Raw genomic sequence first — 17106 nt, 5'->3', positions numbered from 1 at the left:
AGGAGGGATGTTAGATGGAAAATATGAAACAACAATTACTAGATCTAATGAACACAGAAGAATATAAACCAATGACTACAAAAGAGCTAGAAGAGCATTTTAATCTGGTAGATGCTGATGAATTTAAAGAGCTAGTGAAAACACTAGTCCAAATGGAGGAATATGGTTTCGTCGTTCGCTCTAGATCGAATAGATATGGGATTCCTTCTCGCATGAATTTAATCGTTGGGAAATTTATTGGGCATGCAAAAGGGTTCGGTTTCGTTACTCCGGAAGAGAGCGGAATGGATGACATTTTCATCCCACCTACCGAGGTAAATGGAGCAGTCAACGGAGACAAGGTACTCGTTCGTGTTTCCAAAGAAACATCAGGAGATCGCAGAGAAGGATCCATTATAAAAATAACACAGCGCGGTATGACGCAGGTTGTTGGAACATTCCAAGACAATAAAGGCTTTGGATTTGTAATCCCAGACGATAAAAAAGTCCCTATGGATGTCTTTATCGCCAAAGGAGACACGCTTGGGGCAATTGAGGGGCATAAGGTAGTCGTAGAAATTACCGAGTGGCCAAATGAAAGAAAGTCCGCTACAGGGATGGTAACACAAATTCTAGGTCATAAAAATGATCCAGGTGTCGATATACTTTCTATTATTTATAAGCATGGAATAACGATTGACTTCCCAGAAGAAGTGATCAACCAAGCAGAGTCTGTACCAGATCAAATTGACGAGAAGGACATGGATGATCGTAGAGATCTTCGAAATGAAGTAATCGTTACAATTGATGGAGCAGACGCTAAAGACTTGGATGATGCCGTAACTGTTACGAAAAATTCCGATGGTACATATAAACTTGGCGTCCATATCGCTGACGTAAGTCATTATGTAACGGAAGGATCGCCATTAGACCGAGAAGCATATGATCGTGGAACAAGTGTATACTTAGCCGATCGTGTTATTCCTATGATTCCACATCGATTGTCTAACGGAATTTGTTCGTTAAATCCACAAGTAGATCGTTTAACCTTATCCTGTGAAATGATCATTGATGGGTCAGGGATGGTTACCTCACACGAAATTTTCCAAAGTGTGATTCGAACTACTGAAAGAATGACGTACTCGGATGTATACAAGATTATAGAAGAAAAAGACGAAGAATTAATAGAGCGTTATAAAGACTTAGTGCCGATGTTCGAGCTAATGGGAGAGCTAGCGGAAATCCTACGTAACAAACGTGAACGACGTGGAGCAATTGACTTTGACTTCCCAGAAGCAAAAATAATAGTCGATGAAGATGGCTGGCCAACAGATATTGCAACTCGAGAGCGTACTGTTGCAGAGCGTTTAATTGAAGAGTTCATGCTTGCTGCCAACGAAACAGTTGCAGAACATTTTAAATGGATGGACGTACCGTTTATTTATCGTATTCACGAAGATCCAAAGCCCGAAAAACTAGAACGATTCTTTAATTTCTTAACGAATTTTGGGATAGTCGTTAAAGGGACTGGTAACGAAGTTCATCCAAAAGCATTACAGGAAATTATCGAAAACATTGAAGGAATGCCAGAAGAACCGGTTATTTCTACGATGCTTTTACGTTCATTACAACAGGCTAAATACTATTCCGAATGTCTAGGACATTTTGGTTTATCAACCGAATTTTATACCCACTTCACATCACCAATTCGTCGTTATCCGGATTTAATCGTTCATCGTTTAATACGTACGTATTTAGTGAATGAAGACGTGTCGCAGGCAACCATTAACCATTGGGGAGCCATTATGGACGATATTGCTGAGCATACGTCTAAACGGGAACGTCGCGCAGTAGATGCTGAGCGTGATACGGATGCACTGAAAAAAGCTCAGTATATGGCTGATAAAATCGGCGAGGAATTTGAAGGGATTGTTAGTTCCGTAACGAACTTCGGTCTATTTATCGAACTTCCAAATACGATTGAAGGTCTCGTACATGTGACGAATATGACCGATGATTATTATCGTTTTGACGATCGTCAAATGATGATGATTGGGGAACGAGCTGGAAAGCAGTTCCGTATCGGTGATGAAGTTACGGTTCGAGTGTCTGCTGTAAAACCAGAAGAAGCTTCGATTGATTTTGAAATCGTCGGAATGAAAAAAGCATTCCAGCGCACTAGAAAAGAAACACCAAAAGTTATACATGCGTCTAAAAAGGGCAGCAGTGGTACTGGAAATAGAGAAAAATCTCAGCCTGGTCCGAAAAAAGGAACAAAACAGAAACAAAAGTTTTACGAGTCAGTTGCGAAAAAATCTCAACGTCGTAAACGACCGAAGAAAAAATAACGGAGCGATTACAAAGTCGCTCTTTCTTTAGTTTTTGAGGGGTGAATGAAATGGCTAAAAAGCATGATGATAAGGTACTTGCACAGAACAAAAAAGCAAACCATGATTATTTTATCGAAGAAACGATCGAAGCAGGGATTGTACTTCAAGGTACAGAGATTAAATCTATTCGTAATGGTAAGGTGCAACTAAAGGATGCTTTCATACGAATTCGTAATAACGAAGCGTGGATTTCCAATATGCATATTAGTCCATACGAGCAAGGAAATCGATTTAACCACGATCCATTAAGAGCTAGAAAACTATTGTTGCACAAAAAACAAATCAGTACGTTAATCGGGGATACAAAAAGAGATGGTTATACGATCGTACCATTGAAGATGTATCTGAAAAGTGGCTACGCCAAAGTATTGATAGGTTTAGGTAAAGGGAAAAAAGATTACGATAAACGTGACGTCTTGAAGAAAAAAGAAGCCAAACGTGATATGGAAAGAGCATTTAAAGAACGTAACCAGTAATAGGTTTACCATTGCTGGTAGAATGTCTCACTTGAATTTTGACCATATTTGATGTATAGTAAGTTATGTAACTAAGCAACATATTCCATAAACGGGGACGTTATGGATTCGACAGGGATAGTCTGAGCTTGAGTTGCGCGTCGGAGGCTCGGCTCCGTAAAAACGGAACTTATAACAACAGGCAAAACAAACAACAACTTAGCATTCGCAGCGTAAGCTCGGATCTGCTTTATCTATCCATCGCCCATGTGGCTAGGTAGAGCTCAACTTTAGTGGGATACGGTAGCCAGTGCAACTTGAGCTGTCTACAAGAGATTTTCAAGTTAGCGTACAGGACGCCCGCTTATCGGCATAATGCTACGCGAAACTTCAAATAGGTAAGATACACGCGTAGAAGCTTAAGTGTTAGAGTTTCTGGACGCGGGTTCAAATCCCGCCGTCTCCATCTGCAATACCCAAGTACAAACTAATAATCGTCTCAAGAAAAACGATTTATTATAAGCGAATTGGGATAAAGAACATACAAGACGAAAAAAGGAGCAGGGATTAATTTCCCTACTCCTTTTTTTTGTTACTTTTTGGTGATAATTTTTATTACTATTGTAGTGATGATTCAATCATTGTTATGATGTTTATAGGAAGGGGGAACTATAGATGTTTTATAATAATCAAAGTGAAGAACAAAGAAGAGAATATATTAAGTTATTACAAACAGTAGGTTCACTGTCTAACCTTTTTTCGGATAACGAGGTGCCTTACCTGTATTATCGTGCGGCTGAAAATATCTTTTGTAGGTCACTGGAAGCACACAACTTATCAAGAGGGGATATTACCTTCGATGCAATGAAAGATAAGGTAGGAATAGCATTAAAAACTTTTCAACACAGAAATGGTCGATGCGTAGAAAAAATTGCTGAATTTAACCATGCCATAAATTATTTCCAAAATGAGTCCCCTAATAAAATTATGGAAATAGTATCATGCTTAAGAAATGATCGTATTGATTTGGCTTTGCGAATTACAGATGCTGATGAAATGATTTATCACTTAGTGACTCGTAAAGAAGGTTCATTTGAAATTCATGAGGAGCAACTAAAAAAGATTGATTTAGATACATTGAGATTAAACACCACTGCGACTACAGCAAAAAACATTTGGTTTAGCGATCAATATGCAGAATACAAATTTTCTATATCAAAAAGTACGTTGTACAAGAGATTCATTACAGACAATGCAGTTGCTACTTTTGACGTGGACATATTGGACAATCCATTTGAATTCTTATTGGGTGAGGAAGCAAAAAATATGTATCTATCCCACGAAAGTTTGGAAGAACAATACGAATTTGTTGTGCTACCATTATATTCTGCACAAGATGGTCTAGTTTATCCGAAGAGTGGTTTAAATCAGTGGAATGCTAAGGAAAGAAGTGGAAAACCAAGACATGAGGATGAAGTTTATATTCCAATTCCTAGTTGGATTCATAACCGATTTGAAGGTTTCTTTCCATACGACAAGGTGACAGATCATAGAGAACCGTGTACTCTTATTCTACCGAACGGACAGAGACTTTCAGCGAAAGTTTGTCAAGGTGGAGGAAAAGGATTTATGTCAAATCCAAACAGAGAATTAGGAAATTGGATTTTACAGACAGTTCTACAACTTCCACCTCGGACTCTTGTTACAAAAGTATTGTTAGACAGTATAGGAATTGATTCTGTAGTTGTGACGAAACTAGATGATTTAGTATTCCGTATAGATTTTGCTGAAACTGGAACTTATGATGAATTTGAAGAGAACAATAAATAGCAAATACTAGACTTTCAGATGACAATATGTGAAAATATTCTCTTGGGGGCAGCCAGATTAGCAAAATCATGCTACAATTAGTGTAGATATAATTAAGAACATCAGTTCTTCCCTATGGAGGTTATTTTATGGAAAACGATAGATTTACAGTTGCCTCACTTTTCGCGGGCGTTGGTGGAATAGATAAAGGGTTTGAAAGAGCCGGTGCCATAATTAAGTGGGCAAATGAAATAGATAAAAATGCGGCTATCACATATAAAGCCAATTTTGAACACGAATTAGTAGTAGATGATATTCGTAATTTAGATGAAAATGATATGCCTGATGTAGATATTATTACTGCTGGATGGCCATGTGTTGCATTTAGTGTTGCAGGAAATAGACATGGAATGAAATATCAATGTGATGATTGCAAATGCCAACACGATGTAACTTATGAACAATATATTTCAGAAGTATTATGTCCAAACTGTAAAAGTAATAAGACAGAAGCAATTGATCCAAGAGGAACTTTATTCTTCGATGTAGTTCGTTTCATTAGAAAGAAACAACCAAGAGCAATTTTCCTGGAAAATGTTAAAAATCTAGTTGGCCATGATAAAGGAAATACATTTAAAGTTATTCAACAAATGTTAAGTAGTTCCGGGTATTTTATTGACCACAAAGTTATGAACACAATGGAATATGGAAACATACCACAAAATAGGGAACGAATTTTCATTGTTGGATTTAAAGAAAAAGAAGACCTTGATAATTTTATATTCCCCGACAAAATTCCATTAACTAGAACAATAGAAGATGTCTTAAATAGAAACGTAAAACAGGCTGACAACTTTTATTACAATGAAGAGTCACAATATTACGGTATGATCCATGAAGCAATGCATAATCGTGATACTGTATATCAACTTAGAAGAGTTTATATTAGGGAAAATCAAAGTAATGTATGCCCAACTTTAACAGCCAACATGGGGACAGGCGGGCACAATGTTCCTTTGGTTATTGACGATTGGGGATACAGAAAACTCACTCCAAGAGAAACTTTAAACATTCAAGGGTTTCCAACGGATTATGTGATTCCCGAAAAAATGGCTAATAGTCATGTATATAAACAAGCGGGAAATGCTGTCAGTGTACCAGTTATTGAACGAATTGCTACGAATCTTTTAAGTGCATTAAAACAAACAAGTAGTAGTAAAGTTGAAGAATATCAAAAAGTTAGCAATTAAAAGAGACCCCTCAGGGTCTCTTTTTTCTTGTTCCATTATCTCCTTTAACTGCTATTGATATTTTTGGATTAAAAATGGAATATTATTGGGATTCCAAAGAGGATTTACAAAAATACCAATCTGATATAAAAATAACCCTTTTGGATTAATGCCTTTTTTATTATTATTTTTTCTTTGAATGGTAGCATCCCATTTTATTTTTACAAGTTTTGTAGTATTTTAATTAACCTGTTTATAGGGTGCATATGTCCGGTTTGTATGTAATAGTTATCAGCATCCATTTTGTTTTTTTCATGAATGACATTTAGATATGCACCTTGAGGAATAAAATAATTATTTTCAATTAATTGAACAAGATTACGATTCGTAATATATCCTGGAATATCATAAGAGTATTCTTGTTGCATGATTAATTCCTTAAGACTATCTTTATCAATTATATCATTGAACAAACATCTGTTTTCTAATAATATAGATTGGGTAAAAGGTTGAATTCTAAGTAAAATAAAATAGTGATATAATTCATTTCCAGTATTCAGATTTGGTATATACAGTCCTTCATCATTCCAGTCTTCAGACTCTAACAGCATTAACTGGCCATAGGACTTTGTTGATTTTACAGCAATTTTTATATCCTTATATTCAAAATCACTAGTATCCCAAATTCCTTCTTCATACATTTCTGTGTCCGGTTTTGGAACTTCTAAATTATTGGAGATAAAAAAGTCCCATAAAGCAAACTCTGCAAGTTTTCCTTGAAAAGTATCTGCGAATATTTGGCCATTTCTTCTTCGATCAATACCACCTGCCCTATGATTTCTGTGGTATCCTTGACCTCCAAAACTCATTCCAAATGCAAATTCAAATACTTCTTCTAGTACTTCCGTACTGATAACACTGATAGGTGAAAACGCTTTTGTGTTTGTGAATGAATAAACAGTTTGACTATTATCTTCGTGATCGTATTGTTCTTCTACATGTAACCGCATAGTATCTCCTCAATCCTTTCTTTTTAAATTATACAATAAATTTAAAATATTCCGAAGTTTACGTTGGTATTTTTTAGTAAATTCATCATTAATATTTAATTATAAAAAGGTAATGAGGATTCAGTGTTCAATTAATTAATACGAAGAAAGGAGGAGATACTACATGGTACAAATGAGCAATGAATACTTAATCCAACTCAATAAAATTTTTAAAACATCTAAAACTTTGGTTAAGGACAATGGAAATTCTATTATTCTAACATACCTTGATGAAGAAGGAGAATTAGATACAACAGTCGTTACACCAGAGGAATTTGATTTAATAAAGCAAGACTATTACTTACTAAATTTCTAAGCCGTTGAATATACATATAACTTATGACAATATATACGAAGTAATTATAAATGTCCCTTCCTATATCTCTACTTAAAAGATTTTTTAGCCGCTCCTAAAGGATACATTTACATAAGAGTTCTCTTTTCTTAGGAAGGCACATACAGAAGCAAGATAAATAAAAAGTTATTCGTTACTACAGGAAGTCCCAAAAGGTTAAAAGGACTTCTTCTACATCCTGTTTGACAACAGTGTAGAAAAAGTCCTTTTAACATTTATATATTCAACTCGGTTCACACTCTTAACACATACACTAACTCAAAGGTAGGATTTTCGTGTTTCCGCACGGTATCCTTTTGTTACACTCACTATATTATAACTGAAAATTCGGAATAACTAAAGGGTTTTGTCTAAAAGAATCTAAGAATTTAAGGAGAAGTTAAGAAAAAAGTTTCAACTATAAAATATATTCTTTTAGTAACTATTTTAATCAAGGAGATGCCTCACCAATCTCAAATAGATAAGAATAAATACTTACTCAAGAAAGGGAGGATTTATCATTATGACAGATATTTTAAAGTGGAATCAATTGAGGAGACCATTTGCGCCTTCACAAATAAAAAAAAGAGAAGGAAAGAAAGGAATGTGGTATGACTATGTTCCAAACGCGACTGTCGTTGAAAGATTAAATGAACAGGAAGATTTAAGATGGGATTTCACCGTCAAATATGAAATTATTGGTAATGAAGTTCTTGTATTAGGAACTATGAAGATCGAGGAGGAGATCAAAGAAGCATTCGGAAGTTGTACATATTCAACTGGGTATATCGGGGATGCTCTAAAAACAGCACAAGCGGGGGCATTAACGAAAGTTGCTTCCTTATTCGGGATTCCTTGTGTTTTTAATACACGAAAAAAGGAATACATGAAACAGAATCACACTCAGACAAATCAACAACAATACAATAAGCCAACAAACAACTTCAACAATCAGACAGTTCCATATGAAAATGAACAAACACAACAGAATGAGCAACAAGTTTGCAATGACTGCAAAGGTCCAATCTCACAACAGGAGATCCAATTTTGTAATAACAATTCAAGACTCAAAGGTCAGAAAGTCTGTCGCAAATGCCAGCAGGAAAGAAGAAAAAGGGGGGCATAATTGCTTCCCTTTTTTTATTGCTTATCTATTACTTCTGAAGTTCTCCATAAATAATAAAATACAAACACTTTTAGATGATTAGATTCACCTTACACTTAGTTAAGCGTTTTCTAAATAATTCGGTTATAATGGGCTGGTAATCGATCAACTCAAATACGGAGTGAATAAATAGCAACAAGACTATCTTTTGCTTAGTAACTAATCTGTTGTGTTTAGTAAAAAAATCATGATTGTATTCTTTGTTGTATAGTAGTACTATACTTGAATTTTAATTGCGGTTAGTCATTTAATCAAAAATATAAGATAGAGATTATTAGGAGTGGTGATCATGTTTGAGCCTAAACAGGTGTATATTACAAAACGGGTAAAGGATGAAATTATACCAGAAATAATCAAAGGTATGATGGATTCTATAATGGAAATTAAAAATATTGTAGAACTTGATTATCTTCAAGTTTTTGATTTTTCCTTATCCAAAAATAAAAAAACAACATATATAAATCATAGTCAAGAAGAGCCTGTTTATAGTAAACAACTTATGCTAGCAAATTTAACTAATAAATTTATTGGTAAAGTTTTCATAATTGATGATGGGGATTGTATAACAGTAATGTTAGCGGAAGAATATTAAAAGGAAGATAGTTAATGATCTTTAAGTATTCATTATCACTTGGAATATCTTAAGGAAATCAGAGGCAGTAATTTGGAGAAGTTATGAAGATCATAACGTACCATTAATTTTGGATTAGTGGGTTTTGGAAAATTAACTCTAAAAGAGGCATTAAGATTTCAAGGGTTCTCGGTGGACAATTATTATTAAATTCCAGAAGGATTGCAAATTCACATATTTAGAAACAAGTCTGCAATGCTGTATCTGTTCCAGTTATCCTACGTATTGCAGAGAAATTTATTGTAGCGCTTGAAACAGTTAATGGAGAGAAAAAATAAATGATCCATAAAGAGTGACAGTTTAAAGAGACCTATCTAGGTCTCTTTTTCTTTGTTATTACGATAAATTAATTCTAACTTCGCGATTGATTTAATAGCCACATGTTTTTAAATTCTCAATTCTTTAAAAAGTATTGGCCATATTAGAACTACTTTGTTTTATATTTACCTATGAAAAGTAATTTATAAATTATACTAGGGAGAGGAGGTTTTTTTATAAATTTTAAAAAATCATTTATCAATTAAGGAGGCAAAATATATTAGGTCTCTTTGTTTGTAAATATCCAAAAGTGTAGTGTTACTGGAGTATTTAAATAGATACCCGCGGATAGAGTAACATATTCTATATGTAGATCCTTACTAAAATATTGATTTATAAAACTTTTAATTTCGTTTAATGCGTCTGGTTTTTTCTTTTGATAATTATTAATTTCTTCAAAATGGGTATTTAAAGGATACCACATGGGATTTATTCCATGTGGGAAATCAACTAAAATTAGAATTTCAAAAAAGGTGATATGATCATACAGCACCTGAAACTTTTTCATGCGCTGAATATCTTTTTCTATATAACTCTTTTTCTTTAATAAACTGGGCGTTAACTGATAAATTACCTCGCATTTAAACTCTAACAGAGACACAAGTGGGAAAGGTGGGTTCCCATACTTAGGTTTAAGTTTAGGGTATTCAAAAAGAGCAAGATCAATCGCTTGGGTGCCTTTTAGATCATAAGTAAATGTTAAATCCTTAATTTCCATTGGGAGTTTACTTATTTCTATTTTTCTTGTTTCTTTGTCTTTGCTTCTTATATTTATTCCTTTTTCTTTAACATATAATTCTAAATGTACTGGGTCAATGCCCCACTCTTTCCATGAAGACCACTCCCTTATAGGGAATACATTAGAAATACCTTGAGAAAACCTATCTGAAAAATAAAGATCTAATTTATCTCGAAATAGATATTCAGTCTTAGATTGGAAAGATAATTTCGCTAATTCGTTAGGAGTTGAGTACCAGGGAATTGCATTTATACTATCAATAATATTTTTTAGAGAAATCATTTAAAAGTAACCTCTCTCTCACAACAATCACATTTAAATGTGCTGTACTTAGCGTTCATACCAATAATCCCACAAGGATCGCAATAAATCGATTTTGAATTGCATTTTAGACATTCACCCAGAAAGTAAATACTGGTTGAACCATCATATTCTTCTACTCCATAGGGGCTATCCCAAAGGAGTATTCCCGGAATAATACTATCTTTTGTCGTACAGCATGTACATATATCGTTTAAGTTATTATTATAATCTAACTCAGTTATGATGCTCTTATATGCTTTTTTCCAATCCAATATCTGCAGTTCAATTTTACTGTTATTTTGAATCCTTTTCTTTGCACCTTTAGTAAATCCTTTGGTAGCAATTATTATTCCTTTATCGACACCAAGGTCTTCACACATTCCAATAAAACTTTCTACTTTTTTGATATCAACTTTATTGCTATACTTTTTACAATCAATTGCTACTTGGTATCCAGAAATATTAAAATCAACAAAAATATCAACCTGTCTTTTTTCCTCACTAATAAGACCAGTTAGCATCACATTATGGGAAACTTTCACGTTTATTGAATTATTTAGATTATGTAAAATTTTTGTGTTTAACCATTCATATACTTTCCACATTGGAATATCATTATCCATAAAAACTACCTCTCTCAAGATATCATTTTTTCAGAATTGACCGTAAGAAGTAACGCTGTTGTCCATGTTAAAGAATAGTATTAAAACCTTTCAGATGTTCCTTCTGTTTATCGCTCTGTATATTTATTTTCGGTAATCGAATAATGATAGATCTCAATGTCTGAATCAAGAAAACCTCTTCTTTTGGCTCCTTGTAGAGTCTGATACATATTTTCTCTTCCGACTGGGTTATCCGTATGAATGTATATCTTGTTTGCTCGTAAGTTATTTTCGCAAATATACTTGACTAAATCATAACCTGTTGGCAGTAGATTTCCTTTTTTATCTTCTCCTAAATCATGGTCAAGCGAAAGAATATCAACTTTCTGGTTTTCAAGTAAGTGAATCGCCTCTTGAAAAGTTCGTGCCACTACAAAACCAACGGGACAATCTCTTAAATCATCCACATATACATTTATCATGTTCCTCACCCTTTTATCACGACTTTAGTTTTTTCATTACGTTCACTGTCTTTCCGTGTTGTATAGTTGTGGCTACCTGAACCCCAGTATGAAAACAGATCCCTCCTTGAATGCGATTGTACTCCGGTATATACGCCCTGTTAATTTATTGAAAAATTTGCAGTAACCAAATAATGTACCAATAATTTTTTCAGATACCAGAAATAATAAATTTGTATTCGAATATTACATTATTATATTTCTACTCTTTGAATCTATTTTCCTTCATTCTATAGCATTATGTTTGTATTGCCTAAAGTCTATTTAACAACATAAAATTTAGACATTACTAATGTATGTATGCAACATAGAGTATTTTTAGATTCAAACCAATAAAATATCCAATAGAAAATAGTCATGCAAATGAAATGATACTTTTATATCAGATAATAATTTAATTTTGGTAAAAGGTCCTATTTTTTATGCTTGTCATTTGATATAATTTAATTGGTAGAATTCGGAACAAATAATAAATATTTATAAATAGGAGGATAATATAGTGTCTGATAGAGAAGAAGATAATATACCACTATCGTTATTTGATGTTGATCAAGTTGAAGCCAGAGTACCAAGAGCACCCACTCAAACTACACATATTTTAGATGATGACTTATTTGGGGAAGAATCAACTGTGGAGGATTTGGATCAGTTGCCGTTATCTGAAGAAGAACTAGAGGATCTAGTGTTTTATAGTATTAAAACGGGCAATTCTACAACAGTAGAGTCTATTTCAAATATAGATAATCCAATTGAAGTTCTCCAGTTAAATAGATTTAGGGATGAATTAGAAGCCGATCAAATTATCTTTATCGTTTTTGGGGGAGATAAAGGTAAACCGGAGGTAACGTGGGAAACTGGGTTAATTGGAATTGGGCATGTATTTAGAGCACCATATGACATTGGTTATGAAGGAAGGAATTTTAAACTTGAAATTAATGTAGATATTTTATTAGAAGAGAATATAAAAAAAGAAGATTTAATTCCCTATATAACTACATACAATTTACCCGGAATTTCGCCGGCCACAAAAGGTGAACCTAATCAAGCGTTAAGTTCTTTCAATGGAAAAAAGGCGGTTGGTCTTGTAAGAGCAATATTGGATAACTATTCTGATGAAGAGGAAGAACTGACTAATATTTTTGGTGAAAGGTTTATGCTTAATGTAAAAGGTGATATACGCTACCTAGTTGAGCAAACAATATCATTTGAGGATAGACAGCGCCAACTCGAAGATAATGAAGTTGAAGAGGGAAATGCGGAAGTACAAACTCATACTCCACAAACATTAACCAATGTCTATAATCCAGATATAAGCGTTATTAAAGGCTCTCTTGAGATGGAGACAAGCCCTATTGAACATTTAAAAAACTATATAAACATCCAGAAAAATATTATTCTTACAGGACCACCGGGTACCGGTAAAACTACTATTGCGGAAAGAGCAGCAGAAGAAGGAGTAAGAACTAATTATATTGACGGTTATATATTAAGTACAGCCACAGATGATTGGAGTACATTTGATACGATTGGTGGATATATGCCTGATCCAAATGAAGCAGGAAAACTTAAGTTTCATGAAGGAATAGTGCTTAAAAGTATTAAAGAAAATAAATGGCTCATAATTGATGAGATAAATCGTGCAGATATTGATAAGGCTTTCGGACAATTATTTACTGTACTTTCAGGAAAAAATGTTGAACTTCCTTTTGAATCTAATAATCAGCCTGTAAAGATAAAACATCATTCGAGAAGAGATTCATATTATGATTTTTCAACTAGTACATATTATATTGGTCAAAATTGGAGAGTTATTGGTAGTATGAATACATTTGATAAGAATAGTCTTTTTGCCTTTTCTTATGCATTTATGCGGAGATTTGCATTTATTGAAATTCCAATACCTGATTTAACCTATTATTCAAGGCTAATTAATTCTAATACTAATCTTACACAAGAGAATATAGATTTTATATATAGATTAGTAGAAGTGACACCCAAGCCATTAGGGCCAGCAATTATTATTGAACTTATGAAATATATAAGCGTTACCAACAATTCTAGTAGAATTGAGGCGATTTGTGGATCTGTTATACCTCAATATGAAGGTTTAGATCATAATGACATTAATGATTTGTATCAACAAATAGTCTCATACCTTTCAATTCAAGAAAGAGAGATATTTAAAAGATTTGTAACTGACTTTTTTGAGTTACCAAACAATTTTTTTAGGAATATCGATAGAAGATTAACACAAGTAGAGAATGTTGAAAGTGCAGATGAAGAGGATTCAGAAATAGTAACTCAACAACAAAATGAATTACTTGAAGAAAGTGAAAATGAAGATGTTCCAGAAGAATAGAATATTTTTTAAAGCAGGTAATTAAGATGATTACTAATAAAAACGATTGTTGGTCAGAACAAAATTATACTCATTTACTAAAACAAACAAATAAGCACCTATGGAGATTTATACAACATAATTCAAGTGTGGTATCAGCAGAAGATGTTTTCTTAGGGATAGCAAATGTATCTAAAAGTGATTTACAGAAGTTGAGTTACCTTTATTTTATTCTAGATGAAGAAGTTGAAAAGTTTATAGATAAAACCGCTCCATCCATTTTAAAACGTCTTTCAAAGACATCCTTAACTGAAAATAAAGTTTTAAGAGGTAATATTAAAGGGAAAATTAATTGGAGTAAGACTTTATCTAATCGAAATGCTGCAGGTGGGGATCCTTCTATATTTGTTTGCAGTCAACGATCTTCTATTTTTGATTTGCCGGAAAACAGATTATTACTTTTCTTACTACGAAGGATTATGTTTATTTGCAGTTCTTTAACAAATTCCGATTTTGAGAAAGATGAAACAAAACTTGGGGAATTAGAAGAAAAAGAGAAATGGATAGATACTGTTTTTAGAATAGGGATTAAAACAAACAAACTACTTAAAAATCCTTTCGTTAGAAAAATAGGGGATATGCATGATATTACTCATAAAACAATATTCCAAGCAGAAAGAGTCCGTGGACAAACGTATTCTCAATTAGCAAAAGTTGCTCAGACCTATTATCTTATGGTTAATAATCCGATAGATTATCTTGACATAGTATTACAGGGAAAAACCTTAGAGCCTCTAAACAAAGATACTTTGTATGAAATTGCTGTTCTTTTTAAATTATTTGAGACTATAAAAGATAATGGATGGATTGAGAAGAAAATTGCTCTTATAGGTGGCGGTTCAACGCTTGTTAGTAGATTTACATTAGGAAATAAAGAGTTGAAAATTTATTTTCAGGGTATTCCAAAAGAATTCTCTTTGAATAGTAAATATGGACCGTTAATGAATTTATATGGGATGAGTGACAGACTTAGAAGACCAGACTTAGTCCTAGAAGTACTTGAAGGAAATAAAAAGAATTTTTACATCATCGAAGTTAAAAGATCAGATAAGAGGACATACTTAGTCGATGGTGCATATAAACTATTTGGATATTTAAAAGACTTTGAAAGTATAAAAAATCCCAATGTTAATTTGTATGGGATCTTAGTCGGTTGGTCAAATATTCAAAAACTTGAGATGGTTACAGAAAGTGAAATTTATCTATCATCTTGGAGTAATTTAGAAAATATTTATGATTTCATTATAAAAAAAGAAATGAGATAATATGGTATCAATACCTTATGGATGTAAAATAACCCTAAAGGATATACTAAATAGTTTGTTATGGGTACTATTGATAATTGAATTATTTACAAATAATAAAAAGAATTGTTTTAGACCCTGATGGGTCTTTTTTTTTTGGCTTTTGAGCCAGTATTAAATATAGTTAGTTATCCTAAGAATTCTTACTACTGATTATTAACGCTTGTTAACGATTACTACTGATTATTAACGATTACTACTGATTATTAACTCTTACTAATGATTAGTAAGAGTTATGAAAATTCACATGTGTTGAGTAGATTTTGAATGTCCCAAATTAACTCTTATTTGACTAGAGAGTTTTTAATCAACAATCTATCCATCACTAATGGATGGCTCGTAAAGTTCAGTAGTGGTAGGAAATAAAATACCGCAAATTATCTATTTTGGTAATACTTAAAATACCGAATTTATTCCCGAAAAAAATGACCTATAAAGGAAAATAAAATAAGGGTGTGCATCGATAATAATGAAGAAATTAGCAGATTGCCGAATTAATTCAGCATTTAATTATAAACGGTCAAAATAAACTAAAATTGCTCAAAATCGCCTGAAATCAAGTATTTTCAAATGGCTATTAATTCAGGGATTTGGATTTTCCTATTTATTAATTTCTGGAGCCAAATCCACCATCACTAAAATGATGACAGAAATTATTTGAGAAATACCCATTGTTTATTTTCTATTTCTATAAAGAATTCTTTTCAATTGCGTGGAATAATTGCGTAGAATAGGCATTCTACGCTATCATGACATCATAATTTAGCGGTAAAGTATTCAAATTAGGAGAATAACTAATCTAAAAAATTGCGTAGAATTATTTTAACTAAAAATTTGGGAGGGATACACATGCAAAATCGTTTTGTAGAGGAAGCACTGAGAGGGAAATCACAAGCAACTATTAAAACATATTTACATGCGATCAAGCAGTTCGCAAATTGGTTAGAAGGTGCCGGTACTGATTTATCTAATTATGGAAGAAGTGATGTACAGCAGTATATTGATTATTTAGTTAGTAAAAGAAAGAGTGCCTCAACCGTCAATAAAATTTGGAATGCTATAAAAATATTTAGTAAATGGGCAAACAAAGAATATTCAATAGAAGATATTTCTGTGATAAAAGCAACTAATAATAAAAATATTGCACCTAGATCATTAAGTAAAATAGAGTTAAATAGATTAGTAAGAGAAATTGATAGATCAAGGAATCTTAGAGACATTGCAATTCTTCAACTTATATTGAACACAGGCTTAAGAGTTGCGGAGGCTGTGTCACTTGATATATTCGATGTAGAAATTAGTGATAGGAAAGGCCACGTTACAGTAAGAAAAGGTAAAGGAAATAAAGAGCGTACATTACCTCTTAACAAAGAAGCACGCAGAGCACTATGTAAGTATCTCGATGGTAGATTCGATAATGAGGAAGCATTGTTTCTATCTAACCGTAGAAAACGAATTAGTGTAAGGAGTGTTCAGCATCTAATTGAGAAACATGGATTTAATGTTCATGCCCTTCGTCATACATTTATTACTGGCCTTGTAAGGAATGGAGAAGATATAAGCATTATTCAATCTTTGACGGGACATAGCACAGCGGATATGATTCTTAGATATTCTGCTCCTACCGAAGAGGATAAGGCTAATGCTGTTGAAGATATCTGGGTATCTAGGAACAAATAATTTACTGACGTTTGTAGATTAAAAAGGTATTTATAGGAGAAAGGTAGAAATACTCAGGAAGTTTTAAACTTAAGTAAATTGATGATAAATTGTTATAGGATGAAAGTATTAAAACATTAAAATATAGCCCATAATGGCAATCATTATAGGGAATTCTTAATTAAATGATAGCAGAAAAAATTAAATCAGAATAGGAAGAT

At 33.0% G+C, this 17106-nt stretch carries 14 protein-coding genes and 1 other RNA gene; 11 read left to right on the top strand and 4 right to left on the bottom strand.

The genetic code is table 11. From position 1 onward, the window contains the following. The first annotated feature begins 14 nt into the window (after window positions 1-14). From rnr to BLR36_RS15575, 5 genes are all read left to right on the top strand, one after another. Window positions 15-2327: a ribonuclease R gene (rnr, locus tag BLR36_RS15595; RefSeq protein WP_093062667.1), complete on the top strand. Its 2313-nt coding sequence runs from the start codon at window positions 15-17 to the stop codon at window positions 2325-2327. A gap of 50 nt (window positions 2328-2377) precedes the next feature. Further along, window positions 2378-2845, top strand: coding sequence for an SsrA-binding protein SmpB (gene smpB, locus BLR36_RS15590; protein ID WP_093062666.1), 468 nt, complete (start codon window positions 2378-2380; stop codon window positions 2843-2845). A gap of 93 nt (window positions 2846-2938) precedes the next feature. After that, window positions 2939-3293, top strand: a transfer-messenger RNA (tmRNA) gene (gene ssrA, locus BLR36_RS15585). A 206-nt stretch (window positions 3294-3499) separates the two neighbouring features. Next, a complete protein-coding gene (locus BLR36_RS15580; protein WP_093062665.1) occupies window positions 3500-4654 on the top strand; it encodes a phospholipase D-like domain-containing protein in 1155 nt (384 codons plus the stop codon). 128 nt (window positions 4655-4782) lie between these two features. Then, a complete protein-coding gene (locus BLR36_RS15575) occupies window positions 4783-5883 on the top strand; it encodes a DNA cytosine methyltransferase (RefSeq protein WP_093062664.1) in 1101 nt (366 codons plus the stop codon). A gap of 200 nt (window positions 5884-6083) precedes the next feature. On the opposite strand, the gene BLR36_RS15570 is transcribed toward BLR36_RS15575, so the two are convergent. Continuing rightward, window positions 6084-6872 (bottom strand): hypothetical protein, encoded by a 789-nt coding sequence (locus tag BLR36_RS15570; RefSeq protein WP_093062663.1) that lies wholly within the window; start codon window positions 6870-6872, stop codon window positions 6084-6086. A 163-nt stretch (window positions 6873-7035) separates the two neighbouring features. On the opposite strand from BLR36_RS15570, the gene BLR36_RS15565 reads away from it, so the two are divergent. The 3 genes from BLR36_RS15565 to BLR36_RS15555 all read left to right on the top strand — a co-directional run bounded on the left by BLR36_RS15565 (window position 7036) and on the right by BLR36_RS15555 (window position 9002). Then, complete coding sequence (locus tag BLR36_RS15565) at window positions 7036-7227, top strand: hypothetical protein (protein ID WP_093062662.1); 192 nt, start codon at window positions 7036-7038, stop codon at window positions 7225-7227. Between the two features lie 541 nt (window positions 7228-7768). Beyond that, window positions 7769-8371, top strand: coding sequence for a hypothetical protein (locus tag BLR36_RS15560; protein WP_093062661.1), 603 nt, complete (start codon window positions 7769-7771; stop codon window positions 8369-8371). 328 nt (window positions 8372-8699) lie between these two features. Next, window positions 8700-9002: a DUF960 family protein gene (locus BLR36_RS15555; protein ID WP_093062660.1), complete on the top strand. Its 303-nt coding sequence runs from the start codon at window positions 8700-8702 to the stop codon at window positions 9000-9002. A gap of 577 nt (window positions 9003-9579) precedes the next feature. Here the strand turns inward: BLR36_RS15555 and BLR36_RS15550 are convergent. The 3 genes from BLR36_RS15550 to BLR36_RS15540 form a co-directional block, all read right to left on the bottom strand. Further along, window positions 9580-10380 carry a hypothetical protein gene (locus BLR36_RS15550; protein WP_093062659.1) on the bottom strand — a complete coding sequence of 267 codons (801 nt, stop codon included), beginning with the start codon at window positions 10378-10380 and terminating at the stop codon, window positions 9580-9582. Next, window positions 10377-11024, bottom strand: coding sequence for a restriction endonuclease (locus tag BLR36_RS15545; protein WP_093062658.1), 648 nt, complete (start codon window positions 11022-11024; stop codon window positions 10377-10379). Before BLR36_RS15545 ends, BLR36_RS15550 begins: the two co-directional genes overlap by 4 nt. 107 nt (window positions 11025-11131) lie before the next feature. Then, the gene (locus BLR36_RS15540) at window positions 11132-11485 is read right to left on the bottom strand and encodes a cyclic-phosphate processing receiver domain-containing protein (protein ID WP_175454099.1); all 354 of its coding nucleotides are present in this window, start codon (window positions 11483-11485) and stop codon (window positions 11132-11134) included. Between the two features lie 538 nt (window positions 11486-12023). On the opposite strand from BLR36_RS15540, the gene BLR36_RS15535 reads away from it, so the two are divergent. The 3 genes from BLR36_RS15535 to BLR36_RS15525 all read left to right on the top strand — a co-directional run bounded on the left by BLR36_RS15535 (window position 12024) and on the right by BLR36_RS15525 (window position 16906). After that, entirely contained in the window at window positions 12024-13883 is a 1860-nt protein-coding gene (locus BLR36_RS15535) for an AAA family ATPase (protein WP_093062656.1), read from the top strand. A 26-nt stretch (window positions 13884-13909) separates the two neighbouring features. Continuing rightward, window positions 13910-15187 (top strand): hypothetical protein, encoded by a 1278-nt coding sequence (locus BLR36_RS15530; RefSeq protein WP_093062655.1) that lies wholly within the window; start codon window positions 13910-13912, stop codon window positions 15185-15187. An 888-nt stretch (window positions 15188-16075) separates the two neighbouring features. Continuing rightward, on the top strand, window positions 16076-16906 hold the full coding sequence (locus BLR36_RS15525) for a tyrosine-type recombinase/integrase (RefSeq protein ID WP_093062654.1): 831 nt from the start codon (window positions 16076-16078) through the stop codon (window positions 16904-16906). The last annotated feature ends 200 nt before the right edge of the window (window positions 16907-17106 follow it).

Source organism: Psychrobacillus sp. OK028, from assembly GCF_900103605.1.
GTDB lineage: Bacteria > Bacillota > Bacilli > Bacillales_A > Planococcaceae > Psychrobacillus.
This window is presented reverse-complemented; position numbering and strand designations above follow the sequence as displayed.

What these genes read in the sequence shown, in the direction of transcription:
- BLR36_RS15580 (WP_093062665.1), top strand. Translation starts at nt 3,500, where the DNA reads ATGTTTTATAATAATCAAAGTGAAGAACAAAGAAGAGAATATATTAAG.
- BLR36_RS15540 (WP_175454099.1), bottom strand. Translation starts at nt 11,485, where the DNA reads ATGATAAATGTATATGTGGATGATTTAAGAGATTGTCCCGTTGGTTTT.
- rnr (WP_093062667.1), top strand. Translation starts at nt 15, where the DNA reads ATGGAAAATATGAAACAACAATTACTAGATCTAATGAACACAGAAGAA.
- smpB (WP_093062666.1), top strand. Translation starts at nt 2,378, where the DNA reads ATGGCTAAAAAGCATGATGATAAGGTACTTGCACAGAACAAAAAAGCA.
- BLR36_RS15545 (WP_093062658.1), bottom strand. Translation starts at nt 11,024, where the DNA reads ATGGATAATGATATTCCAATGTGGAAAGTATATGAATGGTTAAACACA.
- BLR36_RS15530 (WP_093062655.1), top strand. Translation starts at nt 13,910, where the DNA reads ATGATTACTAATAAAAACGATTGTTGGTCAGAACAAAATTATACTCAT.
- BLR36_RS15575 (WP_093062664.1), top strand. Translation starts at nt 4,783, where the DNA reads ATGGAAAACGATAGATTTACAGTTGCCTCACTTTTCGCGGGCGTTGGT.
- BLR36_RS15525 (WP_093062654.1), top strand. Translation starts at nt 16,076, where the DNA reads ATGCAAAATCGTTTTGTAGAGGAAGCACTGAGAGGGAAATCACAAGCA.
- BLR36_RS15570 (WP_093062663.1), bottom strand. Translation starts at nt 6,872, where the DNA reads ATGCGGTTACATGTAGAAGAACAATACGATCACGAAGATAATAGTCAA.
- BLR36_RS15550 (WP_093062659.1), bottom strand. Translation starts at nt 10,380, where the DNA reads ATGATTTCTCTAAAAAATATTATTGATAGTATAAATGCAATTCCCTGG.
- BLR36_RS15560 (WP_093062661.1), top strand. Translation starts at nt 7,769, where the DNA reads ATGACAGATATTTTAAAGTGGAATCAATTGAGGAGACCATTTGCGCCT.
- BLR36_RS15565 (WP_093062662.1), top strand. Translation starts at nt 7,036, where the DNA reads ATGGTACAAATGAGCAATGAATACTTAATCCAACTCAATAAAATTTTT.
- BLR36_RS15555 (WP_093062660.1), top strand. Translation starts at nt 8,700, where the DNA reads ATGTTTGAGCCTAAACAGGTGTATATTACAAAACGGGTAAAGGATGAA.